Raw genomic sequence first — 21,011 nt, 5'->3', positions numbered from 1 at the left:
TGAAAGTCAGATAGAGGATAGATAGATGATATTAGATATTTATGAAACGTATAATGCGGATCAGCACTGTTCCCAGCGATGGAAGAGATGGGAACATCACCGAAATACAATCAGCGCCATCCTGGCAGCTAAAGTCTTTGCCAGGGGGAGCCTTCAGCATGCCGCCGTTTTAGGCGCGGGCCGCTGCGAAGATCTGGACCTGAAATTTCTGTTGAAGAGGGTGGATACGTTGACCCTGATGGATTATGATACCGGAAGCATGGAGCGGGCTCTGGAGCGTCAACAGCTAACCAGCCAGGAACGCCAGCAAATTCACCTACAGGGCGGACTGGAATTCACTGGTTTTTATCAAGAGGCTTTCCTTCGTCACATAGAGGGGCAGATGAAGGAAAAACGCCCAGCGGAGCAAATTTTGGCTCAAATACGGCAGCAGTTGGCTGAGGCCGACCCGGAGTGGATTCACCAACTGGAGCAGCCCGCTTACGATTTAGTAATTTCTGGAGCTGTTCACTCACAATTGATTGTTCCTTACGCAGAACTGGCCGCGGCCAATCCCGATTACACGTCTGCCTTGATGGGGGAAGCAGCATCAATGGCTGACCGGCTGGCAGAAATCTACAACCGCTGCCTGACTAAGCTGGTCGCCGAGGATGGGTGGCTGTTTGCTTACTGTGACAGCGCGGAATTATCGGACCGCAGCGGGCTGTTGGCTTACGAAGAGATCATCGGCGGTTTACTGGCTCAGGAGGAGTATGCTCAAATTGATGAATTATTCCTCCAAGGGGGAGGAGTAGCTGGGGCAAGACAAGGCTATCAAGACTTGCGCTGCTGGGCCCAGGCCTATGAGCCTTATGAAAAATATTGGATTTGGCCATTTCGGGAGAATAAGAAATATTATGTGCGCAGTCTCTGTGCGAAAAAGACCCCGCAGGAGCAGCCGTCGTTCCGTGACTTAAAAAGTAAATAAAACTAAATCAAAAAGTAAAAACTAAGCCAGTCCCGGCAAATGAGCGGGACTGGCTTACGTTATGTCTACTGGATTTCCATTTGCTCTTTCTCTTTCCACAGTTCCAGCAGCGCCTGCACATCATCAGCAAACTCCCGATCTGTCTGTGTATCTTTCTTTTCTAACGCCTCCAAGACTTGCAAGGAAAAGGATTTCGCTCCATACTGGTTCCATTCCCGCAGCATAGCTGGCGTGGGAGAGGAATTGTTGGAAAGGGCGAATTGAAAACGATTTTGCTCACCTTTCAGGTCAGATGTAGATTTGAGCCAAGTGCGGCCATTTCCCTGACAGCGAATAACATAGATTCCGCCAATCACTTGACGGGTGTTGTACTGCTTGCGTCGTTCTTTTTTTGATAATGTATTCATCTATTTTTACCTCTTTTTTTTACTGGGCACAGGGCCGTGTTCATATGCATACTTTTATCATAAGGGAAAAGGGCTCTTCAATCAATCTACGGTCCGTAGAGTGAGGGACTAATGTGGAGCTAATTTTTGTAAGCCTCTTGAGACAGGGGGAATTTGTCGAAATAAATTGCTTAAATGTTAAAAAATCTGCAATTTTTTAGAAAGGAATCTTTATAATAATTGGAGAATATGATAGAATAAAAGCAGTTTAACCATGGGCATAGTTTGAATTTTGCTGGAGGAAATATGGAATCTCAATACACGAGAAAAAAATCATTTATTGTAAATGTCGTTTATATAATGCTGATCGCCTTACTGGTATATATTTCTCTGAAATATGTATTTAATTTGATCAGTCCGTTTCTGTTTGCTTTTGGCATAGCTTATTTGCTAAAGACCCCAGCTAAAAAACTGTCAGCTTTGACCAGGATACCAGTCCGCTGGATTTCTATTGCGCTGGTAACCTTGTTTTACTGTACCATCGGTCTGCTGCTTGTGTTGCTGGGAGTCAAGCTGATTGCCACGGCTACGGATTTAGTCATGCAGCTCCCAGTGCTCTATAAGCAGCAGCTGGAGCCTTTTTTGCTCAACGGTCTGCACGGACTGGAAAAGGTTGTATCAGACAGAGCACCTGTGCTGGTGGAAAAGTTCAATACAGATTTTGACCAGCTGGTGAACTCTTTGGGGTCCAATGTGACCAACATGTCACTATCTTTGATTGGAGCCATCTCCAACATCGCCTCTTCTCTGCCGGCCTTTTTTATCAAGACTTTGATTATGGTAATTTCTACTTTTTTCATTGCGGCGGACTACGACATTCTCTCCGCTTTCATTTTGAAACAATTTCCGGTTAAAGGGCAGAAAATTATTGTGAGCATTAAGCGCTATGTGATTGGCACGCTGTTTGTGGTTATTCGTTCCTATGCGCTGATTGTGACAATCACCTTTTTGGAGCTGTTTGCTGGTTTATCCATAATCGGCATCAACAACGCTGTCCTCATTGCCATGATGGTGGCTGTGTTTGATATCCTGCCAGTGCTGGGCACTGGAGGCATCATGATTCCTTGGACTTTAATCAGCTGCTTGCAGGGCAATTATCAGGTGGCGGTGGGATTGTTCATCCTATACCTCTTTATCACCATCGTTCGCAATATTATTGAACCTAAAATTGTGGGCAGCCAGCTAGGGCTTCATCCGATAGCCACGCTGCTATGCATGTTTATTGGTGCCAACTTGTTTGGAATCATTGGTCTTTTCGGGTTCCCTATCACCTTGTCTTTGTTGAGGCACTTGAATGATACGGGTACTATTAAAATATTTAAATAAAGTAAGGGATTTCTTTGCGGCCTGTTACAGCTGTATGGGCAGCGATATTTCCTACATAATAAAAAACAGCACCTTGGAAGACTGGCAGACGGATATCTGTCTGAATCGAGGTGCTGTTTTAGTCTTTATATCTTTTTTAGCAAGGATTTTGTTTCTTTAAATAGTGGGAAGGTGGGCCTAGAAGCGGATTGTTTCCGGCTCCCCGGTAAAAGAACAAAAAGTAGCAGTAGCATCCTTTATATAGAGGACTTCCATGATGCCGTCTTCTGGGAAATACATGCTGCGGAGCATCTCATTTTCTTTCAGCATCTGTTCCTTAGCTTCTACGCGTTCATCTCGAACGACTTGGCATTCCAAACGGATCCAGGTGCCATCCTTTCCCATTGCGCTGATTTCTACTTTAGGATTGGCCATCATCTGCTGATAGCATTTTTTCTGGTTGTTGGTGATAATATAAATCCGTCCGTCCAATTCAGATACGGCACCGAAAGGCCGTACTCGAGGCTGATCTCCATCACAGGTAGCAATAAAAAATGGATTTTCTCACAAATAATTTAATACTTTTTCCATAGGATTGTTCCTTTCTCTTAGGTATGATAAAATATTTATGGTTTAATTATATAAATTATTGTACAATATACAAGTACGATTATTTTGTATACTGGTATCAAATAGGATACTGAAATTGAAAAAACGGCATGGAAAGGAGAGAAATATGAAAGAAGATACAGAATTATTCGGCATCTGCCCCTATGTGACATCGCAAAAGGTATTGACGGGAAAATGGTCTCTGTTGATTTTATATCACTTGAGTAACGGACCTGTGCGCTTCAACGAATTGCAGCGGCGTCTGCCGCATTTGACTCAGGCTACGTTGTCCAAACAACTGAAAGGATTAGAGGGTAACGGGTTAGTGGTTCGCAAAGAATATCAGCAGCTGCCGCCTAAGGTGGAATATTCCCTCAGTTCGATCGGACAGCGGTTTCAGGTCGTTTTAGATAGCTTAGAAACATGGGGACATGAATACATGGATTATATGGAAGAGCAGCAGAAATAAAATCAAAGAAAGTCTCTTGACAGGAGACTTTTTTTATATTATCGTATAACTACACCCCGGTGGGGTGTATAAAAGCTCGGCAAGATACCTGCCTTTTTCAAAGGAAGCGGGAAGACAGCCAGAAGACGGTGAAAGGAGATTGCCAGATGAAAGCAGAAGAAAAAAAAGTTTTGAAGCTTTTAAAGACAGCCAGAGGCCAAATGGATGGCATTATCAAAATGGTAGAGGAAGACCGATACTGCATAGATATTTCTCAGCAGCTTATGGCTACAGCAGCTATTTTAAATACGGTTAATCGGGAGGTATTATCCGCTCACTTGAAGTTTTGTGTGAACAATGCGGATACAGCCAGAGAGCGAGAAGAAAAGGTGGATGAACTGATTGGGATGTTAGGTAAAATTATAAAATGAGCAGAGAGCGAATAAAAACAGCTGGAAGCAGGCTGTATTCTATAAAATAAATCAGAGAAGACCGACAGGAGGTGAAATCGTTGAAAGAAAAATTTAATGTGACAGGGATGACTTGCTCAGCCTGTTCGTCCAGAGTAGAGAAAAGCGTAGGCAAGCTGGAGGGAGTCAAACAGGTTAGTGTTAATTTATTAACAAATAGCATGCAAGTAGAATATGAAGAAAAAGATTTATCCCGGTCAGATATCATCCACAGGGTGGAGCAGGCTGGATATGGAGCAGCACTGGCGCAAACCACCAACCGTCAGAGTCTCGCAGCAGATGAAGCCCCTTCAGCACGTGGAGAACTTGCAGGAGGGACTCCGTCTAACCCTATGGAAGAGCAGGTGCGAGAAATGAAAGGACGCTTTGTCCTTTCTTTAGGATTTCTGATTCCCCTGATGTACATATCCATGGGACACATGATTTCACTGCCCTTACCGGGATTTCTTCACGGCCACGAAAATGCCGTGTCTTTTGCTTTTACTCAGTTTTTACTGTGTTTGCCTATTGTTTACGCCAATCGGCAGTACTTTATCAAAGGGTTCCGCACCTTGGCCCATGGAGCCCCCAATATGGACAGCCTCATTGCAGTAGGCTCTTCGGCAGCATTGGTTTACGGGATTTTTGCCATCTATCGGATGAGCTATGGTTTGGGTGCGGAAAACATGGATGTGGTTATGGCTTACAGCAGTGACCTGTACTTTGAATCAGCGGCTACGATTCTGACCCTGATTACTTTGGGGAAGCTGCTGGAAGCTCGGTCAAAAGGAAAGACCAGCGAAGCCCTGACCAAGCTCATGGATTTAGCGCCGAAGACCGCACTGGTGGAGCGAGAAGGCAGGGAGGTCCAAGTACCTGTAGAGGAGGTTCTTGCAGGGGAGACCGTGGTGGTAAAGCCGGGCAGCAGTATTCCGGTGGACGGAATTATACGGGAGGGAAGTACCAGTATTGATGAATCCGCCATTACAGGCGAAAGCTTGCCGGTATACAAGGAAATCGGCATGAGTGTTATTGCTGCGACAACGAACAAATCTGGATTTGTAAAGATCGAAGCCACTAAAGTGGGCGCCGACACGACTTTTTCACAGATTATTCGCCTGGTGGAGGAGGCCAGTTCCACAAAGGCACCTATTGCTAAGCTGGCGGATAAAATAGCTGGCGTTTTCGTGCCAGTGGTCATGGCCATCGCCTTGCTTACAGCCTTGGTATGGCTGTTGGCCGGTGCGGATTTTGAATTCGCGCTTTCCATGGCAATATCGGTATTGGTCATTTCCTGTCCTTGTGCCTTGGGCTTGGCTACTCCGGTGGCTATCATGGTGGGCACCGGCAAGGGAGCAGAGCACGGTATTTTGATTAAATCGGGAGAAGCCTTGGAATTGGCCCACAGCTTGGATTCTGTGGTGCTCGATAAGACTGGAACCATTACCGAGGGGCGGCCTGTGGTCACTGACGTAATCGCCTTGGGGGGCACACCAGAAGCACTGCTGGAGATTGCTTGCAGCCTAGAAGCTAAAAGTGAGCACCCTTTGGCAGAAGCAATTCTAGATTATGGTTCCCAGAAGGGCATTGTAATAAATCAGGTGGCGGACTTCCAGTCCATATCCGGTAAAGGTGTCCGGGGGGCCTTGGGAGAGCAAGTTTATTTCGCCGGCAATCAAAAATTAATGAAAGAAAACGGCATAGAGCTGGCAGACAATCAGGAACAAATCGACCAGTTAGCCATGGAAGGGAAAACGCCAATGATGTTCGCTTCCAGCAGTCGGCTGATTGGCCTTATAGCCGTAGCGGATGTAGTCAAGGCTACCAGCAGAGAGGCCATCCAGGCACTGCGAGATTTGAACATGGAAGTCACCATGTTGACCGGCGACAATCAAAAGACAGCAGAAGGCATCGGCAGAAGCCTGCCGTTGAACCAGGTTATTGCCGAAGTACTGCCTCAGGAAAAGGAAAAGGTTTTAGCCGGGTTGCAAGCCCAAGGGAAAAAGGTGGCTATGGTAGGGGATGGTATCAACGATGCGCCAGCCCTAGTCCGAGCTGACGTGGGTATGGCCATCGGTGCGGGCACGGACATTGCCATGGAAAGCGCAGACATTATTTTAATGAAAAATGATTTGCTGGATGTGGTGACGGCCATCCGCTTAAGCCGAGCGGTGATCCGCAATATAAAGCAGAATTTGTTTTGGGCCTTTTTTTACAACTGCTTGGGTATTCCGCTAGCGGCGGGACTGCTGTATCCGGCCTTTGGCCTGCGGTTGAGCCCTATGTTTGCAGCGGCCGCCATGAGTTTTAGCAGCGTATTCGTAGTGAGCAATGCCCTGCGACTGAAAATGTTTAAAGGGGGAAACCCTGGGAATAATAATTCATATAGGGCCGAAGAAGCGGTCCAGAAGAAAGCTATAGAATTAAAAAAGATAGAAGAGCAGGAGGAGAATCAGATGGTAACACTAAAAATCGAAGGTATGATGTGCCAAAACTGCGTAAAGCACGTGAAGGAAGCACTGGAATCCTTTAAGGGAGCCAGTGCGGAGGTTAACTTGGATCACAAAGAAGCAAAGGTGGAGATTCCCTCTACCATATCCACGGATGCGCTGAAATCGGCAGTAGAGCAGGCCGGGTATACCGTTACAGATATTATTAAGTAGAGCCCTTTAAATCTGCAAGAAGAAATCATGGTTTGGTGTTTTCATCCATAACCATGGTTTCTTTTTTTGTATAGGGGTGATAGAATGAAGAGGAAAATTTGTAAGCAGGAGAAAGAAATTTAAAAAGAACAGGGAGGAAGAAATGGCTATAGAAAGGTGCAGGGAGTATTTTAAGAAGTTTAATATGGAAGACCGTATCATAGAATTTGACGTGTCCAGTGCTACAGTAGAGTTGGCCGCAGCGGCAGCAGGATGCAAACCGGAACGAATCGCCAAGACCATGTCTTTTAAACTGATGGAGGAACCTATCCTTATTGTTACCGCAGGAGATGCGCGAATTGACAACAGCAAATATAAGGGAATGTTTCACACCAAAGCGAAGATGTTGGAGCCCAATGAGGTGGAGGAAATGATTGGGCACGCTATCGGCGGAGTTTGCCCTTTCGGTATAAACGACGGCGTCACTGTCTACCTAGACGAATCACTAAAGCGATTTGACACGGTGTTTCCGGCCTGCGGCAGCAGCAACAGCGCCATTGAGCTGAGCCTTTCGGAAATAGAAAAATATTCTAACTATGTGGAGTGGATCGATGTCTGCAAGAATTGGCAATAAACTGTCGGCTCAGAATCTGACAGAGGGTAATATTTTTAGGCAGCTTTTCTTTTTTGCCATGCCGCTGTTATTGGGAAATCTGTTACAGCAGGTCTATTACATAACAGACTCCATCATCGTGGGGCAGTGGATTGGCAGTACCGCCCTGGCTGCGGTAGGGACGGCTTCCTCCATTACGATTTTGATGGTAAATTTCTTTACGGGTATGGCCAACGGGGCGGGCATTATTTTAGCACAATACGTGGGCGCAGGGGATTATAAGAAGCTGAATCAGACCATTAGGACGGCGGCGGTGTTTACCGTATGCTTTGGTTTACTGTGCTCCGTGGTGGGCCTGCTGTGCTCCCCCCTGTTTTTGCAGTGGATGGATACCCCCGCAGACGTTTTTCGCCAAGCAAATGCCTTTTTGACCTTCTGCTTTGTAGGGATGCTGCCGATGTTGATGTATAACATGGGAGCAGCCAGCATGCAGGCCATGGGGGATTCCAAGACTCCGTTGCGGTTTCTGAGCGTGGCTTGCGTGGTCAATGTGGTACTGGATGTATTGTTTATTAAAGTCCTGGGTATGGACGTGGAAGGAACGGCTATCGCCACCTGTTTGGCTCAGGCTATGGCGGCCGTGTTGGTCTTTCTGGCTATTCGGCGGAAGATGAGCCAGCTGCAAGGGACAGAACCGGAAGAAACCGCAGAAGCTGGTGCAACTTTTGGAGAGGGGCCTTTGGCAGGGCAACCTGCCGGTTTGCCGGAGACAGAGCAGATTCAGCAGGAGGAGAAGGAGAACGGTTGGCACCTGTTTCAGCGCATGGCCCTATTGGGACTGCCGATTGGTATGCAAAGCGTGGTCATTAACTTTTCCAATGTAGTGGTTCAAAGCCACATTAACAGTCTGGGCTCGGACGTAATGGCGGCTTGGAGTGCTTTTTCCAGGCTGGACGGTTTTATTATCCTGCCGTTGTTAAGCTTCGGGTTGGCAGTCATGACCTTTACCGGGCAAAACTTCGGAGCCAGAAAGCCAGAGCGGATTTTGGGAGGTGTCAAGGCCGGGTTGATTCTCAGCTGTGGTTTCACTATAGCCTTAGAATTACTGGTAATCCTTTGTGCAGAGCCCTGCTTCAGCGTTTTTACCAAGTCGGAGGCAGTAATTGATTACGCCTGCAATATGGTATATTATATGGTGCCACTATATTTCACGCTGGGAGCAGCGAGAGTTTTTATCGGTGTTATTTCCGGGACAGGCAATTCCATCATGCCTATGATTATCAATATTCTCTTTATGTGCGTATTTCGGGTAATTTTTCTGCCTGTTTCCGCCCACTTACTGGGGCAGAATCTTCTAGTGGTTTATTATACTTACTGGATTTCCTGGATTCTCAGTTTAATCAGCATCGTGGTCTACTATAAGGTATCCATGAAGAAGGTCATCCTTTTAGCCGGGCCGCAATAAATATCTACAATTATAGAATGGTTATAAATATGGCACCAAGTTGTTTTACAGCTTGGTGCTATATTTATAAACGAGAAAAAAATTATTTTGCGGAGCCTCTTTATTTGTTGTCTGAATAGTGTTAAAATTATAAAATAAAATGGATTTCTTTATAACTTGACACCCCTGTCTACAAAAACGACAGCAGCAAGTGATAAATTCCTTAAAAATCTGGGATTCAATGAAGCAGTAAGGTTAGAGAAAAATTATTTGCTTATTTTTATTCGTTTGAAGAAAAGGAGTTAGCCATGAAAAGTATCAGAACTAAGATTATGGTAATAATTGGAGGAGTTTCAGTCGTCGCAATGATTATCTCTGCCCTAGTTACTGTAAACACGGTGTTGGACACGGTGATAAGCAATGAGCGCCGTGTTTCGGAGCTTACCACAAAGACCGTAACCCAGAACATCGATGAGTATTTCACAAAGTATATTACAATTGCACAGCAAATGGCGGTAGACAGCAACGTAAAGCACGTGTTGATCGATGTCACATCCAGGGAATCTTATGCCCAATTACCTACCTATCAGGACACGTACAAGACCCTGCATGAAATTATGATGGCAGACACTGAATACATTTTATCTGCTTTCATTGCTTCCAGCAAAACGGATTTAGCTTTTGACGGAGACGTATGGCTGGCCGATCCGGGATATGACTTAAGCGGAAAGGATTTCTGGTTTAAAGATGCCGCAGATTTAGAAAAAGGTTTTATGATTACGGAGCCTTACCAGGATGTAGCTACCGGAGCCATGGTGATTACGGTTTCCGCTCCAATCTATGATATGTCCGGGAACAATGTCATCGGTATTGCCGGCATCGACGTGGGTATAGATGCGTTGAGTGATATGGTACTAAATGTAGAGAACGGATATTCAAAAGATGGAGCATATACCTTTTTAATCTCAGGAACAGGAGCTATCCTAGCTTCCAAAGATGAAGAGATGCTCTTAAAGAACATAAGTGATATTGGCCTCAGTGACAACATGGTCAAGGAGATTGGTAAGCCCTCGGGACAGGTTATCAACTTTGAGGACAATGGAGATAAATACTTTGGCGTAGCTATGTCGACCAGAGAAGCAAATTGGAAGGTCGTACTGGGAGTCTCGGATAGTGAGTTTATGAAAACCGCCAACGCCACCCAGAGAAACATCATTATTGTTTACACAGTTGCTATTATTTTATTATTTGCGGTAATTGCCATAGTTTCCAACAGCATTGTAGCACCGCTGCGCAAACTGCAAAAGGTTACCGATGAACTGGCCGGAGGGAATCTGGAGGCGGATGTTGACATCAACACCCAGGATGAAACGGGCAAGCTGGCGGACTCCATGCGCTGTCTGGTATTGAGGCTGAAGCAATATATTGATTACATAGACGAGGTATCTTATTCCTTAGATGAATTTGCAGAGGGACATCTGGATATCTCTTTGAAACAAGCTTATGACGGAGAATTTGCTAAGCTGAAAACTTCGCTGGAGCAGGTGTCCAGTGTGTTTAAGGGCACTATCGGGCAGATCATCGAGACCTCTGAACGAGTGGCCAGTGGGTCAGGCGAAATCGCCAACGCTTCCCAGCAGCTGGCACAGGGAGCAGCGAATCAGGCTAGCACAACGCAAGAGTTGACTGCCACCATCAATGAGCTGTCCGAGCGAGTTAGTAAAAACGCCGATTATGCCATTAACGCCTCAGAGCAGGTGAAGATGGTGGGCGGGACAGCCGACCAGAGCAACGAGCAAATGCGGGAAATGATTATCGCTATTGCTGACATCAATGAAAAATCTACGGAGATTGGCAAAATTATTAAAGTCATTGAAGACATTGCCTTCCAGACTAACATTCTAGCCCTAAACGCTGCGGTGGAAGCCGCACGAGCAGGGGAAGCCGGAAAAGGCTTCGCCGTAGTAGCAGACGAAGTGCGAAACTTGGCCAGCAAGTCCGCAGAGGCAGCCAAGGATACCACTCGCCTGATTGAAGAGACAGTGAGGGCAGTATCCAACGGTACACAGATTGCTAATCAGACCGGTGAAATGCTGGGTCAGGTTATCGAAGGGGTTTCTCAGACCGTGAATTTAATTGATGAGATATCCTCGGCATCGGTAGGTCAGGCAAAAGCTTTAAAGCAAACTCTGGAAGGAGTGGAACAAATTGGATTTGTTGTGCAGACCAATGCGGCCACGGCAGAGGAGAGTTCTGCTGCCAGCGATGAGTTGTCCAAGCAGGCAAATAACCTAAAAGATGTGGCCCAACAATTTCGCCTATAAAAAGGTAGATTTATTATTCGACAGCAAGAAACGACAATAAAATGCAAAAAATTCAATAAAATATGTAAACTATACAAAAGAACCCAAAAAATTGAGACTTTGAGGGTTCTTTTGCTGGATTTTTGACCCATGTGGTGCTAGTATAGGAAATAGCTGAATTTTATTTACCTAGAATTTACATGGGGGTACAAATGTACCAGTGTGAAAGGAGCATGAAAGAGAAATGAAAAGTCTTAAGACAAAAATCATGGTGACCATAGGAGGCGTGGCAATCCTAGCCATGGTGATTTCCGCCCTTGTGACAGTCAATACGGTGGTTAAAACATCTATTGCCAATGAACAGAGCATCTCTGAACTATCTACAGAAGCGGTTACCTCTGAAATCGATAAGTATTTTAGTGAGTATATTGCTTTAGTGCAGCAGGTAGCTATCAATAAAGAGCTGAAAGATCTGCTGACTAACTCTACGAGCATTGAAGAAATGAAGGCCAGCCCTGCTTTTGCAGACTGCTTCGAGACCTTCAAGTACATTACCGAACACAACGAGGATGAAATACTATCTGTTTTTGCCGTGACAGCAGATACCAATTTAGGCTTGGACGGCTCTGGATGGATACCAGATGACAGCTTTAGTCTTTATGACCGGGACTATATTTTTGATACACAAGAGAAGATTGATGCTGGTTACATCATTTCGGAGCCATATCAAGATTCAGATACGGGCAACATGATTATCACCGTAGCAGTGCCTTTATATGACACTACCGATACCAAGATTATCGGTGTAGCAGCTTTTGATGTGACTATTGATGAACTGAGTAATAGGGTTCTTCAATCCAAAACCACCTATAAAGATGCATATAAAATGTTAGTTTCCAATACTGATTCCATTTTATCCAGCAAAGATGAGAATCTTTTGTTGAAGAATATTAGTGAAGTTGGCCTTAGTCAGAGTATGGTGGACGAAACAAAGAATCCTTCTGGCAAGGTGATTAAAATGGACGACAATGGCAAGGCTAGCTTTGGCGTAGTGAAGACTACGGAGCATGCAAACTGGAAAGTGCTCTACATCATACCGGAAAAAGATTTCATGCAGACAACCAAGGCTATCCAGCGGAATATTGTTATTGTCTACGTGGCCGCAATAATTATCTTATTTTTGACTATGATTGTCGTAACTCAGCGCATCGTCGCTCCTTTAAAAAAGCTTACGGCTGTAACAGATGAGCTGGCTCGAGGTAACTTGAATGCAGAAGTGGATGTTGCTACCCAAGATGAGATCGGCCGATTGGCGGATTCCATGCGGGACTTGCTGATACGGCTGCGGCAGTACATTGATTATATAGATGAGATTTCTGCTTCGTTAGATGAATTTGCTGAAGGACGACTGAACATCACGCTGAACCAGGCTTACGACGGTGAATTTGCCAAGATAAAGCGTTCACTGAATCAGGTATCTGATGTGTTTAAAGACACCATCGGCCAAATGGCGGCTACCTCCCAGCGAGTAGCCAGCGGCTCCAGCGAAATTGCCAGTGCTTCTCAGACTATGGCGCAAGGGGCAGCCAACCAGGCTAGTACCACGGAAGAGCTGACGGCTACGATACATGAGTTGTCTGATCGGGTTAATACCAATGCGAAGAATGCGGTAGAAGCGGCCGATCAGGTTCGGCTGGTAGGAAATACCGCCGACCAGAGTAATGCACAGATGAAAGAGATGATGGTAGCTATCGATGAAATTAATGAGAAATCTACGGAAATCGGTAAGATCATCAAAGTCATTGAAGATATCGCCTTCCAGACTAACATTCTGGCTCTGAACGCTGCGGTAGAAGCTGCCAGAGCAGGAGAAGCCGGAAAGGGCTTTGCGGTTGTAGCAGATGAAGTGCGAAACCTGGCCAGTAAGTCCGCAGAGGCGGCGAAGGATACTACCCACCTGATTGAAGAGACTGTTCGTGCTGTAGCTAATGGTACCGACCTAGCCAATCAGACAGGTGAAATGTTGAATCAGGTTATGACCGGGGTATCTCATACGGTGAACATGATTGAGCAGATATCGGAGGCATCTGTAGGCCAGGCTGAAGCGTTAAAGCAGACCTTGGACGGCGTAGAGCAGATTAGTTTTGTGGTTCAGACCAATGCGGCTTCCGCAGAGGAAAGTTCTGCTGCCAGCGACGAACTGTCCAAGCAGGCCAACAGTTTGCAGGAAGTAGCTTCTCAGTTTCAGATTTAAGACAAGAAATAGTTGACAATCAACCAGTTACGTGCTATAGTCATATTAACCTACGGGAATAGTATGAAATTCAAAATAACAAGGAGGAGAAATCATGGACGCTACAAACGGTCAGAACAGAAGAACCGGAATGATGAGCTTCTATGGCTACATGTGTATGGACATGTGCGGCATCATGGAAAGTTTACGTGTGCGTCTGATTATCTGACTTATAATTCTGGGCTGATGTGTATAGATTATATAGGGCAGGTACATGCGTGTATCTGCCCTATTTTTCTGTATAGCACCTATAAAACATTTGCTCTGTAAATTTGGTAGGTGCTATACAGAAATTTTATCAATCTTTGAATGATAAAAAATTTTAATTTATGGTTATTATTGAAGGAGAAGCAAGATGAATCCTGTAATAGAAGTGAAAAAAGTCTCCAAGGTGTTTCGTTCTAAGGGGGTGGAGATGGAAGCCTTGAAGGATATCGACCTAGAGATTCAACGGGGAGAGATTTTCGGAATTATCGGCATGTCGGGGGCGGGCAAGAGTACCTTGGTCCGCTGCCTCAACTATCTCGAGCGGCCAACTAGTGGCAATGTGCTTATTGAAGGGGAAGACTTGGGGGAACTGTCGGAGGCTCAACTGCGGTTGAAGCGGAGGGAAATCTCGATGATTTTCCAACACTTTAACCTGCTCATGCAGAAAAAGGTTCTAGATAATATCGCCTTTCCCCTGCTGATTCAGGGGGTGAAAAAAGCAGAAGCCCGGCGGCGGGCACAGGAACTGCTTCAGACCGTAGGTCTCAGCGATAAAGCCAACGCTTACCCCGCTCAATTGTCGGGTGGACAGAAGCAGCGGGTGGCCATCGCCAGGGCTTTGGCGGTGAATCCGAAGATTCTGTTGTGTGACGAGGCGACTAGTGCCTTGGACCCTCAGACCACTGAATCCATCCTGGATCTGCTTCAGGAAATTAATCGTCGGTATGGTATCACCATTGTCATTATCACCCACGAGATGGCTGTGGTGAGGAAAATCTGCACCCATGTGGCTATTGTGGAAAAGGGTGAGATTATCGAACAGGGAGCTATGGTGGATATCTTTAACCACCCGAAGTCTAAGAAAGCCAGAGAGCTGATTATCGGTCAGCGAGAAGACGACAGCTGGCCAGGGGAAAAGCGACAGAAGAATTTGTTAGAAAAGACTGGAAAAATTCGTATCGTCTTTTCGGAGAATTCGGCTTTTGAACCGGTTATTGGCAATATGGTCTTGAAGTTCGGCACTCCGGTAAACATCCTCAAGGCAGATACAAAGAACGTAGGAGGGGTAGCCAAGGGAGAAATGATTCTGGGGGTGCCAGAAGATCCAGAGGTCCAGCGGCAAATGAAAGAGTACCTGTCCCAACGGGGACTGGAAATAGAGGAGGTGACAGAGGATGTGGAGTAGTGAAGTAATTAACATGCTGATTCGAGGAGCAGGGGAAACCATCTACATGACTCTGGGTTCCACTTTGCTGGGATATCTCTTTGGGCTGCCTATGGGTATCCTCTTGGTTATTTCTGATAAGGACGGTCTGCAACCTAACGGACAACTATATAAGGCTCTGGACCTGGTGTCCAACGTAGTGCGGAGTGTTCCATTTTTGATTCTGCTGATTTTGCTTATTCCAGTTACTCGTTTTTTATTAGGTCAGAGCTATGGCTCGACAGCCACTATCGTGCCCCTAGTGGTAGCAGCAGTTCCCTTTATTGCTAGAATGGTGGAGTCTTCACTAAAAGAGGTGGATTCTGGGGTGGTGGAAGCAGCCTTGTCCATGGGAGCCGGGACCTTTTCCATCATCACCCGGGTATTACTAGTAGAAGCTAGAACTTCCATTGCGGTAGGGGCCACCATCGTCACTGGGACCATCTTAGGGTATTCCGCTATGGCGGGAATCGTAGGCGGCGGTGGATTGGGGGATATTGCCGTGAGATATGGGTATTATAGGTATGAAAGCGACATCATGCTGGTGACAGTAGTTCTGTTGGTCTTTCTCGTACAAGTGTTCCAAACGGTAGGCATGAAAGTGGCCAGCCGCTTAGATAAAAGAAAATAGAAAAAATGAAGGAGGATTTATTATGAAGAAGAAAATTTTAGCAGGCGCTTTGACAGCTGTTCTGGCAGTAGGACTGCTGGCAGGCTGCGGTGCAAAGGAAACGGATAAGGATAATGGAGAAGTGGCAGAATTGAAGCCCATCACGGTAGCGGCTTCGGCGACTCCTCACGCAGAGATTCTGGAAGAAGCTAAAACTATCCTGGCAAAGCAGGGTTGGGATTTGCAGGTAACTGTCTTTAATGATTACGTACAGCCTAACGATGTAGTGGAAAGCGGCGATTTTGATGCCAACTATTTCCAGCATATCACCTACATGAATGACTTTAATACTCAGAAGGGTACCCACTTGGTAAATGCAGGAGACATTCACTATGAGCCATTTGGTATTTATCCAGGTACGAAGAAGAACTTGGCAGATCTGAAAAAGGGCGATGTAATAGCGGTTCCAAACGATACGACTAACGAAGCCAGAGCATTGCTGCTGCTTCAGGATAACGGTGTCATCACCTTAAAAGAAGGCGCTGGTCTGAGTGCTACTGTAAACGACATTAAAGATAACCCATACGGCGTAAAGATTCAAGAGTTGGAAGCAGCACAGCTATCCCGAGTAATCGGTGAAGTAGCTTTTGTAACCCTGAATGGTAACTATGCTCTAGAAGCAGGCTTCTCCGTGAAGGCAGATGCGGTGGCTTACGAGACCTCTGATTCCGAAGCGGCAAAGAATTATGTAAACATTATTGCTATTAAGGAAGGCAATGAGAATAACGAAGGAGTTAAGGCTCTGGTGGACGTGCTGAAGTCTGATGAAATCAAAGAGTTCATCAACAATAAGTACGATGGCGCTGTTGTGCCGTTTGAATAGGCAGAGAACTAACGAATTAAAAAAGGTAAAATAGAATGAAAGAAGAAGGCCCAGCCGGGAGCACGGAGACTATCCGTAGGAATCCTGGAGGAGCCTTCTTTTGTTTTAATAAATGTAATATATATTTGACATTAATTAAAATATATATTATTATAATGTTGGAGGTAAGGAAATGGCACGAAATATTAAAATAAAAATTGCAAGAGCCGAATTAGATATGACACAAAAGGCACTTGCCGAAGCGGTTGGCATTTCCCGCCAAACAATGAATGCTATTGAGCAGGGAGAGTATAATCCAACGATAAAACTTTGCAGGGCAATTTGCAAAATCCTTGGGAAAACCCTTGATGAATTATTTGGAGAGGAGAATTAATATGGAAAAAGAGAATTTTGATGAGTACCAGATCATCACGAGGCAGAAAATAGCCTATCAATCTTTATTTATTACTTTTACTCTTGTTCTGATAAATGGATGGATTTCAACAGACCATACATCGGCATCTCCCATGATACAAGCTTTTGTAATTATAGTGATACCAACTTTATATTTTGTTACATGTACCGTTTTGAAAAATGCCTACTTAAGTAATAAAACGAAATTTCCGCTAATACAGGCCTTTCTTTTTATAGGGCTGGGCGTATTGGATGTAGTTGTTTCATTTAATGCTTATACTCGAGTAGGAGTTACCTCTTTTATCGCGGATGGAAAATTAATAGATGGCGTAACGCCTATACTACTGGCTATATTTTTCTTCTATATAGGAGGGATTATTTTAGCAAAGTACCTGCTTGAGAAAGAGAAGGATATTCACGAATAACAAAACCAGGCGGCTTGCTTCCTGAAAATAATAGCAACAAATGGCCATAGGCTGCCCTTTCCGGGAGCCTATGGCCATTTGTTGCTAGCAGCTTAGTTTGTAATCTGTATGCAGCTCTTTGTTTATTTGATGATAAGAATTTGGGTGGCGGTTTTACCATCTTCGTCTAGGCTGACTGCTATGGTGGTGCCTACGGACAGTTCAGAAATGGCGGCTGTAGAGGTACTGCCGTTCATGTAGCCGATGGTAGTTTCATCCGTAAGAGTAATCGTCAGTGTTTCATCCGTGAGAGTGATGTTACTCTTACCGGTCAATCCAGCCGTGTCATCGTCCGGTGGAGTCTGGCCATCGGGGCGTTTGCCACCGTTTGCACCATCTGGTGGAGTTTGTCCGTCTGCGGGAGCTTCACCGTCGGGCTTTGCTGGCCGCTGCTGGTCTCCGCTGTCGGATTGGGTGCTTTCGCTGTCGGCCTGAAGGGCAGGCGTAGTAGTTTGATCCTTCTCCAGCTGTCCATTTCTGCCTTCTGGGGGACGCACATCAGCCATAGTACCTAAGGCTATGGTCACGGTATCACCACTAATGGATTTAATCTGACCGTATTGAAGCCCTTGTTCCCTTTGCGTTTCTACCGCAGCGGGCGTTGTGCCGTCTGTCTCCGTAGTGCCGGCAGCGGAGCCACAGCCGGTTAAACTCACCGCAGCAGCTAAGGAACCAATTAATAAAAAGACAGTAATTTTTTTCATGATTTTACCTCCGATTTACATGTTTACTAATGAGAAAAGTATATTTTACCATTGCAAAGATTTAGTGATGAAACAGAGGAGAAACGGAGAATGTCACGCGACAGAGAAAACTATATTCCTAAAAATACAAACAATAAAGATTACTAGCCAAATTTATAGGGCAAATATATTATGAGAATAAATTTCCTCGTTAGGCATTGAGAGATGCTTTACTATGGATAGATAATTTGTTTATAGAGAACTTGTGGGGAGCATGGCATGGACAGTATATTAACGAGAAATAGTGGGGGCACAGCAAAATAGTATGACTTGTCTGAGAAATTTAAATAGATGGTAAATTCAAAAAAATAAATAAAATTAGCAAATCGGGTATGTTTTTTCATTCGAATCTGAAAAAAAACAACTTTTTTTGTATACAAAATTAATTTATATGAGAATAACATGTAATAAAACCCATAAAAAGTAATTTATTGCAAAATATTTAGTTTGACAATTGTAATAATTCTGTTATTTTAAAAGCAGTGCTTTAGTATTACAGAACAATATGAGGAGGAAAAATGAAAAGGAACTATTGTAGAAAATGGGGAAAACTCCTAAGAGGAGGAATTTCGCTGTCCTTGACGGCGGCTATGCTTTTCACTGGTGCTTCAACGGCGTTTGCCTGTACGGGGGTATACGTGGGAAGTGATTTTTCCGAGAATGGTTCTGCTTATGTGGGACGTTCTGAGGACATAGGCAAGCTCTACGATAAGGTATTTGAGATAATACCTGCCGCAGATCATGCCTCAGGGGAACTGTATAAGGATGAGTATGGGTTCTCCATGCCGTATCCTGCACACACCTACCGATATACCATCATGCGCGACTCGGTGGAAGCAGGCGAGACCGTGATGGATGGGGAGAAAATCCTTGCAGAAGCTTATGGTGAGGCAGGTGTCAATGAAAAAGGCGTTGCCGTAAGTGCAACGGTGTCAACTGATTGTAATGATGATGTTATGGATTCTGATCCGATTGTGTATTATGAGGAGAAGGAAGGTGCGCTGCATGAAATTTCACTAGCCCAGGTTGTTCTTATGCAGGCTAAGACAGCAAAGGACGGTGTGGAAAAGCTGGCAGCTATTCTGGACCAGTACGGTGCAGGGGAATGTAATCAGCTGAGCATTAGTGATAAAAACGAGGTATGGGATTTTGAAATCCTGTCAGGACACCAGTATGCAGCGGTCCGGATGAAAGCAAATGAAGTTGCCATCAATCCCAACATGCTGGGAACGGTGGAATTAGATGTAAATGACACACAGAACGTGGTGGCCTCCAAGGATTTAATCAGCCTTCCCTTTGAGCACGAATTCCTGGTTTCCTCCCAGCTGACGGAAAATCCAGAGATTGCCCTTGGGGACATTCACAAGATTGACATTGGCTCTACATACACGACCAGAGATCACGGAGCAGGCCAGTATGTGCGATACTGGCAAGGTGTGAACTATCTCAATCCAGCACTTGCCGCAGATATAGAGGTGGGCACAAAGGAACGAAAAGGTGTAGAGGGCATGTATATCGACCCGGTGTATACGCCGATGCGGTTCACTGCCGACAAAAGGGTCAATACCTATGAGGTCCTGCGGTTTTTAGCTTACAGGGGTGAAGGCTCCGAGTATGATCATAACAAGGGATCGGCTACTTATTCCATCGGAAATGAGCGGCAGGCTGAGTGTCATATATTTGAGATAAGGCAGAGTATGCCGGACGCACTGTCCGTCATCCAGTGGCAGGCCATGTCCAGAGCCGAATTTTCCATATATCTTCCGTTCTATTCAAATCTGCTGACAGATACTTCGGGGATTTACAAGACAGAATACCTGCCGAATGCAGCTGATATAGAAGACGTACTGGATGATACAGACTTTCCTGATGATACCTCCATGTACTGGGTATGTGCAGCTATAAATGATTTGTGTGACAATGACCGAGACCGATATGGTGAAAATGTAAAACTGTTCTGGAAGAATTACCAGAACAGGCTCATTGAACAACAGCAAAACGTAGATGACTCGATGAAGCGCATTTACGTCTACAGTCCAGCCCTAGCAGAAACAAAAGCGACAGCGTTGGGAAAAGCTGTGTCGGAGGAGGCCTTTGGCTATGCAAAGACCATTCTTACCGAGCTGCGAAGATTTATAGCAGATCACCCTTCGGATGAAGAAATATTTATACCTTCCGTATTGACAGAAAACAAGCTGCCTTCCTATTCGATAGATATGGTTGGCGGCACAGGCATACCAAGTGGAGGCAAGAAGCATTCCTCTTCTTCAAGTAAAGCGGTGGACAACACGGTAAAGGAAGAGAAGCCGGCTGTAAATCCAGGAAATGAAACAGCGGCAGATAAATCGGCAACAGCTAAATTCTCCGATGTGAAGAAGAGCAGCTGGTTTGCTGAGGCCGTGCAGTTCGTTATGGATAAGGGCATTATGAATGGCGTAAGTGAAAATAGTTTTGGAGCGAACCAGAAGACCAATCGGGCCATGGTTGTAACCATGCTTTACAGGCTGGAGGGCGAGCCTAAGGCCTCGGCAGCGGGCTTTGCCGATGTGAAGTCGGGCCAATATTATGAGGGAGCCGTAAACTGGGCGAGTGGTAACAGCATTGTCTCTGGAATCGGAGAAAACGCCTTTAACCCTTCGGGGGATCTGACGAGAGAACAGCTTGCAAGCATACTGTACAGATATGCACAGTATAAGAAAATCGATGTAAGCAAATCGGGACAACTGAGCGGATTTGGTGATCATGCACAGATTTCCTCTTATGCGAATGAGTCGATGGCATGGGCCGTAGGAAATGGCATCATCAACGGAAAGGACGGTAAACTGGCGCCTAAGGATACTACCACAAGGGCTGAGGTTGCAGCCATGTTCCAGAGAATGAACGATATATTGAAGTAGAATAATTGAAACAATAAAAGCGCAGCTAGGGGCAAAGTCCATAGCTGCGCTTTTATTCTATTCTATTGCTAAAATTTTTATAAAAAATGAG

18 protein-coding genes are annotated in these 21,011 nt (G+C 45.3%); 15 read left to right on the top strand and 3 right to left on the bottom strand.

All coding sequences use genetic code 11. From position 1 onward, the window contains the following. Positions 1-25: 25 nt before the first annotated feature. Complete coding sequence (locus Ami103574_RS14175) at positions 26-967, top strand: hypothetical protein (RefSeq protein WP_163067609.1); 942 nt, start codon at positions 26-28, stop codon at positions 965-967. 65 nt (positions 968-1,032) lie between these two features. Here Ami103574_RS14175 and Ami103574_RS14170 read toward each other — a convergent pair whose 3' ends face one another. Beyond that, on the bottom strand, positions 1,033-1,374 hold the full coding sequence (locus Ami103574_RS14170; protein WP_163067608.1) for a GIY-YIG nuclease family protein: 342 nt from the start codon (positions 1,372-1,374) through the stop codon (positions 1,033-1,035). Positions 1,375-1,659: 285 nt separating this feature from the next. Between Ami103574_RS14170 and ytvI the strand changes: the two genes are divergently transcribed. Next, complete coding sequence (ytvI, locus tag Ami103574_RS14165) at positions 1,660-2,739, top strand: sporulation integral membrane protein YtvI (RefSeq protein WP_163067607.1); 1,080 nt, start codon at positions 1,660-1,662, stop codon at positions 2,737-2,739. Positions 2,740-2,916: 177 nt separating this feature from the next. On the opposite strand, the gene Ami103574_RS14160 is transcribed toward ytvI, so the two are convergent. Then, positions 2,917-3,267: a pyridoxamine 5'-phosphate oxidase family protein gene (locus tag Ami103574_RS14160; protein WP_246213238.1), complete on the bottom strand. Its 351-nt coding sequence runs from the start codon at positions 3,265-3,267 to the stop codon at positions 2,917-2,919. 187 nt (positions 3,268-3,454) lie between these two features. Between Ami103574_RS14160 and Ami103574_RS14155 the strand changes: the two genes are divergently transcribed. The 12 genes from Ami103574_RS14155 to Ami103574_RS14100 all read left to right on the top strand — a co-directional run bounded on the left by Ami103574_RS14155 (position 3,455) and on the right by Ami103574_RS14100 (position 17,241). After that, positions 3,455-3,796: a winged helix-turn-helix transcriptional regulator gene (locus Ami103574_RS14155; protein WP_163067606.1), complete on the top strand. Its 342-nt coding sequence runs from the start codon at positions 3,455-3,457 to the stop codon at positions 3,794-3,796. Between the two features lie 146 nt (positions 3,797-3,942). Next, on the top strand, positions 3,943-4,206 hold the full coding sequence (locus tag Ami103574_RS14150) for a metal-sensing transcriptional repressor (protein WP_163067605.1): 264 nt from the start codon (positions 3,943-3,945) through the stop codon (positions 4,204-4,206). A gap of 71 nt (positions 4,207-4,277) precedes the next feature. Next, positions 4,278-6,887: a heavy metal translocating P-type ATPase gene (locus tag Ami103574_RS14145; protein WP_334297158.1), complete on the top strand. Its 2,610-nt coding sequence runs from the start codon at positions 4,278-4,280 to the stop codon at positions 6,885-6,887. A 142-nt stretch (positions 6,888-7,029) separates the two neighbouring features. After that, positions 7,030-7,500: a YbaK/EbsC family protein gene (locus tag Ami103574_RS14140; RefSeq protein ID WP_163067603.1), complete on the top strand. Its 471-nt coding sequence runs from the start codon at positions 7,030-7,032 to the stop codon at positions 7,498-7,500. Continuing rightward, positions 7,478-8,944: an MATE family efflux transporter gene (locus tag Ami103574_RS14135; RefSeq protein ID WP_163067602.1), complete on the top strand. Its 1,467-nt coding sequence runs from the start codon at positions 7,478-7,480 to the stop codon at positions 8,942-8,944. Before Ami103574_RS14140 ends, Ami103574_RS14135 begins: the two co-directional genes overlap by 23 nt. Before the next feature lie 287 nt (positions 8,945-9,231). Beyond that, a complete protein-coding gene (locus Ami103574_RS14130; protein ID WP_163067601.1) occupies positions 9,232-11,247 on the top strand; it encodes a methyl-accepting chemotaxis protein in 2,016 nt (671 codons plus the stop codon). A 223-nt stretch (positions 11,248-11,470) separates the two neighbouring features. Next, entirely contained in the window at positions 11,471-13,480 is a 2,010-nt protein-coding gene (locus Ami103574_RS14125) for a methyl-accepting chemotaxis protein (RefSeq protein ID WP_163067600.1), read from the top strand. A gap of 394 nt (positions 13,481-13,874) precedes the next feature. After that, positions 13,875-14,912, top strand: coding sequence for a methionine ABC transporter ATP-binding protein (locus Ami103574_RS14120; protein ID WP_163067599.1), 1,038 nt, complete (start codon positions 13,875-13,877; stop codon positions 14,910-14,912). After that, positions 14,902-15,561 (top strand): methionine ABC transporter permease, encoded by a 660-nt coding sequence (locus Ami103574_RS14115; protein WP_163067598.1) that lies wholly within the window; start codon positions 14,902-14,904, stop codon positions 15,559-15,561. Before Ami103574_RS14120 ends, Ami103574_RS14115 begins: the two co-directional genes overlap by 11 nt. A gap of 22 nt (positions 15,562-15,583) precedes the next feature. Further along, on the top strand, positions 15,584-16,423 hold the full coding sequence (locus Ami103574_RS14110; RefSeq protein ID WP_163067597.1) for a MetQ/NlpA family ABC transporter substrate-binding protein: 840 nt from the start codon (positions 15,584-15,586) through the stop codon (positions 16,421-16,423). 172 nt (positions 16,424-16,595) lie between these two features. Continuing rightward, the gene (locus tag Ami103574_RS14105) at positions 16,596-16,796 is read left to right on the top strand and encodes a helix-turn-helix transcriptional regulator (RefSeq protein WP_163067596.1); all 201 of its coding nucleotides are present in this window, start codon (positions 16,596-16,598) and stop codon (positions 16,794-16,796) included. A 1-nt stretch (position 16,797) separates the two neighbouring features. Next, entirely contained in the window at positions 16,798-17,241 is a 444-nt protein-coding gene (locus tag Ami103574_RS14100) for a hypothetical protein (protein ID WP_163067595.1), read from the top strand. A 122-nt stretch (positions 17,242-17,363) separates the two neighbouring features. Here the strand turns inward: Ami103574_RS14100 and Ami103574_RS14095 are convergent, their stop codons facing one another. Next, the gene (locus tag Ami103574_RS14095; RefSeq protein WP_163067594.1) at positions 17,364-17,984 is read right to left on the bottom strand and encodes a hypothetical protein; all 621 of its coding nucleotides are present in this window, start codon (positions 17,982-17,984) and stop codon (positions 17,364-17,366) included. Between the two features lie 557 nt (positions 17,985-18,541). On the opposite strand from Ami103574_RS14095, the gene Ami103574_RS14090 reads away from it, so the two are divergent. Further along, positions 18,542-20,920, top strand: a complete 2,379-nt coding sequence (locus Ami103574_RS14090; RefSeq protein WP_163067593.1) for a C69 family dipeptidase — start codon at positions 18,542-18,544, stop codon at positions 20,918-20,920. Positions 20,921-21,011: the final 91 nt, after the last annotated feature.

Origin of the sequence: Aminipila butyrica (assembly GCF_010669305.1) — a bacterium.
GTDB classification, from domain to species: Bacteria; Bacillota; Clostridia; order Peptostreptococcales; family Anaerovoracaceae; genus Aminipila; species Aminipila butyrica.
The sequence above is the reverse complement of the archived record's forward strand: the minus strand, read 5'-3'. Positions and strand labels throughout refer to the sequence as shown.

Bases quoted from the DNA above. Each gene is read 5' to 3' on its own strand.
- Ami103574_RS14120 (WP_163067599.1), top strand. From the start codon at position 13,875: ATGAATCCTGTAATAGAAGTGAAAAAAGTCTCCAAGGTGTTTCGTTCT.
- Ami103574_RS14150 (WP_163067605.1), top strand. From the start codon at position 3,943: ATGAAAGCAGAAGAAAAAAAAGTTTTGAAGCTTTTAAAGACAGCCAGA.
- Ami103574_RS14175 (WP_163067609.1), top strand. From the start codon at position 26: ATGATATTAGATATTTATGAAACGTATAATGCGGATCAGCACTGTTCC.
- Ami103574_RS14105 (WP_163067596.1), top strand. From the start codon at position 16,596: ATGGCACGAAATATTAAAATAAAAATTGCAAGAGCCGAATTAGATATG.
- Ami103574_RS14170 (WP_163067608.1), bottom strand. From the start codon at position 1,374: ATGAATACATTATCAAAAAAAGAACGACGCAAGCAGTACAACACCCGT.
- Ami103574_RS14125 (WP_163067600.1), top strand. From the start codon at position 11,471: ATGAAAAGTCTTAAGACAAAAATCATGGTGACCATAGGAGGCGTGGCA.
- Ami103574_RS14115 (WP_163067598.1), top strand. From the start codon at position 14,902: ATGTGGAGTAGTGAAGTAATTAACATGCTGATTCGAGGAGCAGGGGAA.
- Ami103574_RS14140 (WP_163067603.1), top strand. From the start codon at position 7,030: ATGGCTATAGAAAGGTGCAGGGAGTATTTTAAGAAGTTTAATATGGAA.
- Ami103574_RS14110 (WP_163067597.1), top strand. From the start codon at position 15,584: ATGAAGAAGAAAATTTTAGCAGGCGCTTTGACAGCTGTTCTGGCAGTA.
- Ami103574_RS14135 (WP_163067602.1), top strand. From the start codon at position 7,478: ATGTCTGCAAGAATTGGCAATAAACTGTCGGCTCAGAATCTGACAGAG.
- Ami103574_RS14130 (WP_163067601.1), top strand. From the start codon at position 9,232: ATGAAAAGTATCAGAACTAAGATTATGGTAATAATTGGAGGAGTTTCA.
- ytvI (WP_163067607.1), top strand. From the start codon at position 1,660: ATGGAATCTCAATACACGAGAAAAAAATCATTTATTGTAAATGTCGTT.
- Ami103574_RS14095 (WP_163067594.1), bottom strand. From the start codon at position 17,984: ATGAAAAAAATTACTGTCTTTTTATTAATTGGTTCCTTAGCTGCTGCG.
- Ami103574_RS14100 (WP_163067595.1), top strand. From the start codon at position 16,798: ATGGAAAAAGAGAATTTTGATGAGTACCAGATCATCACGAGGCAGAAA.
- Ami103574_RS14090 (WP_163067593.1), top strand. From the start codon at position 18,542: ATGAAAAGGAACTATTGTAGAAAATGGGGAAAACTCCTAAGAGGAGGA.
- Ami103574_RS14155 (WP_163067606.1), top strand. From the start codon at position 3,455: ATGAAAGAAGATACAGAATTATTCGGCATCTGCCCCTATGTGACATCG.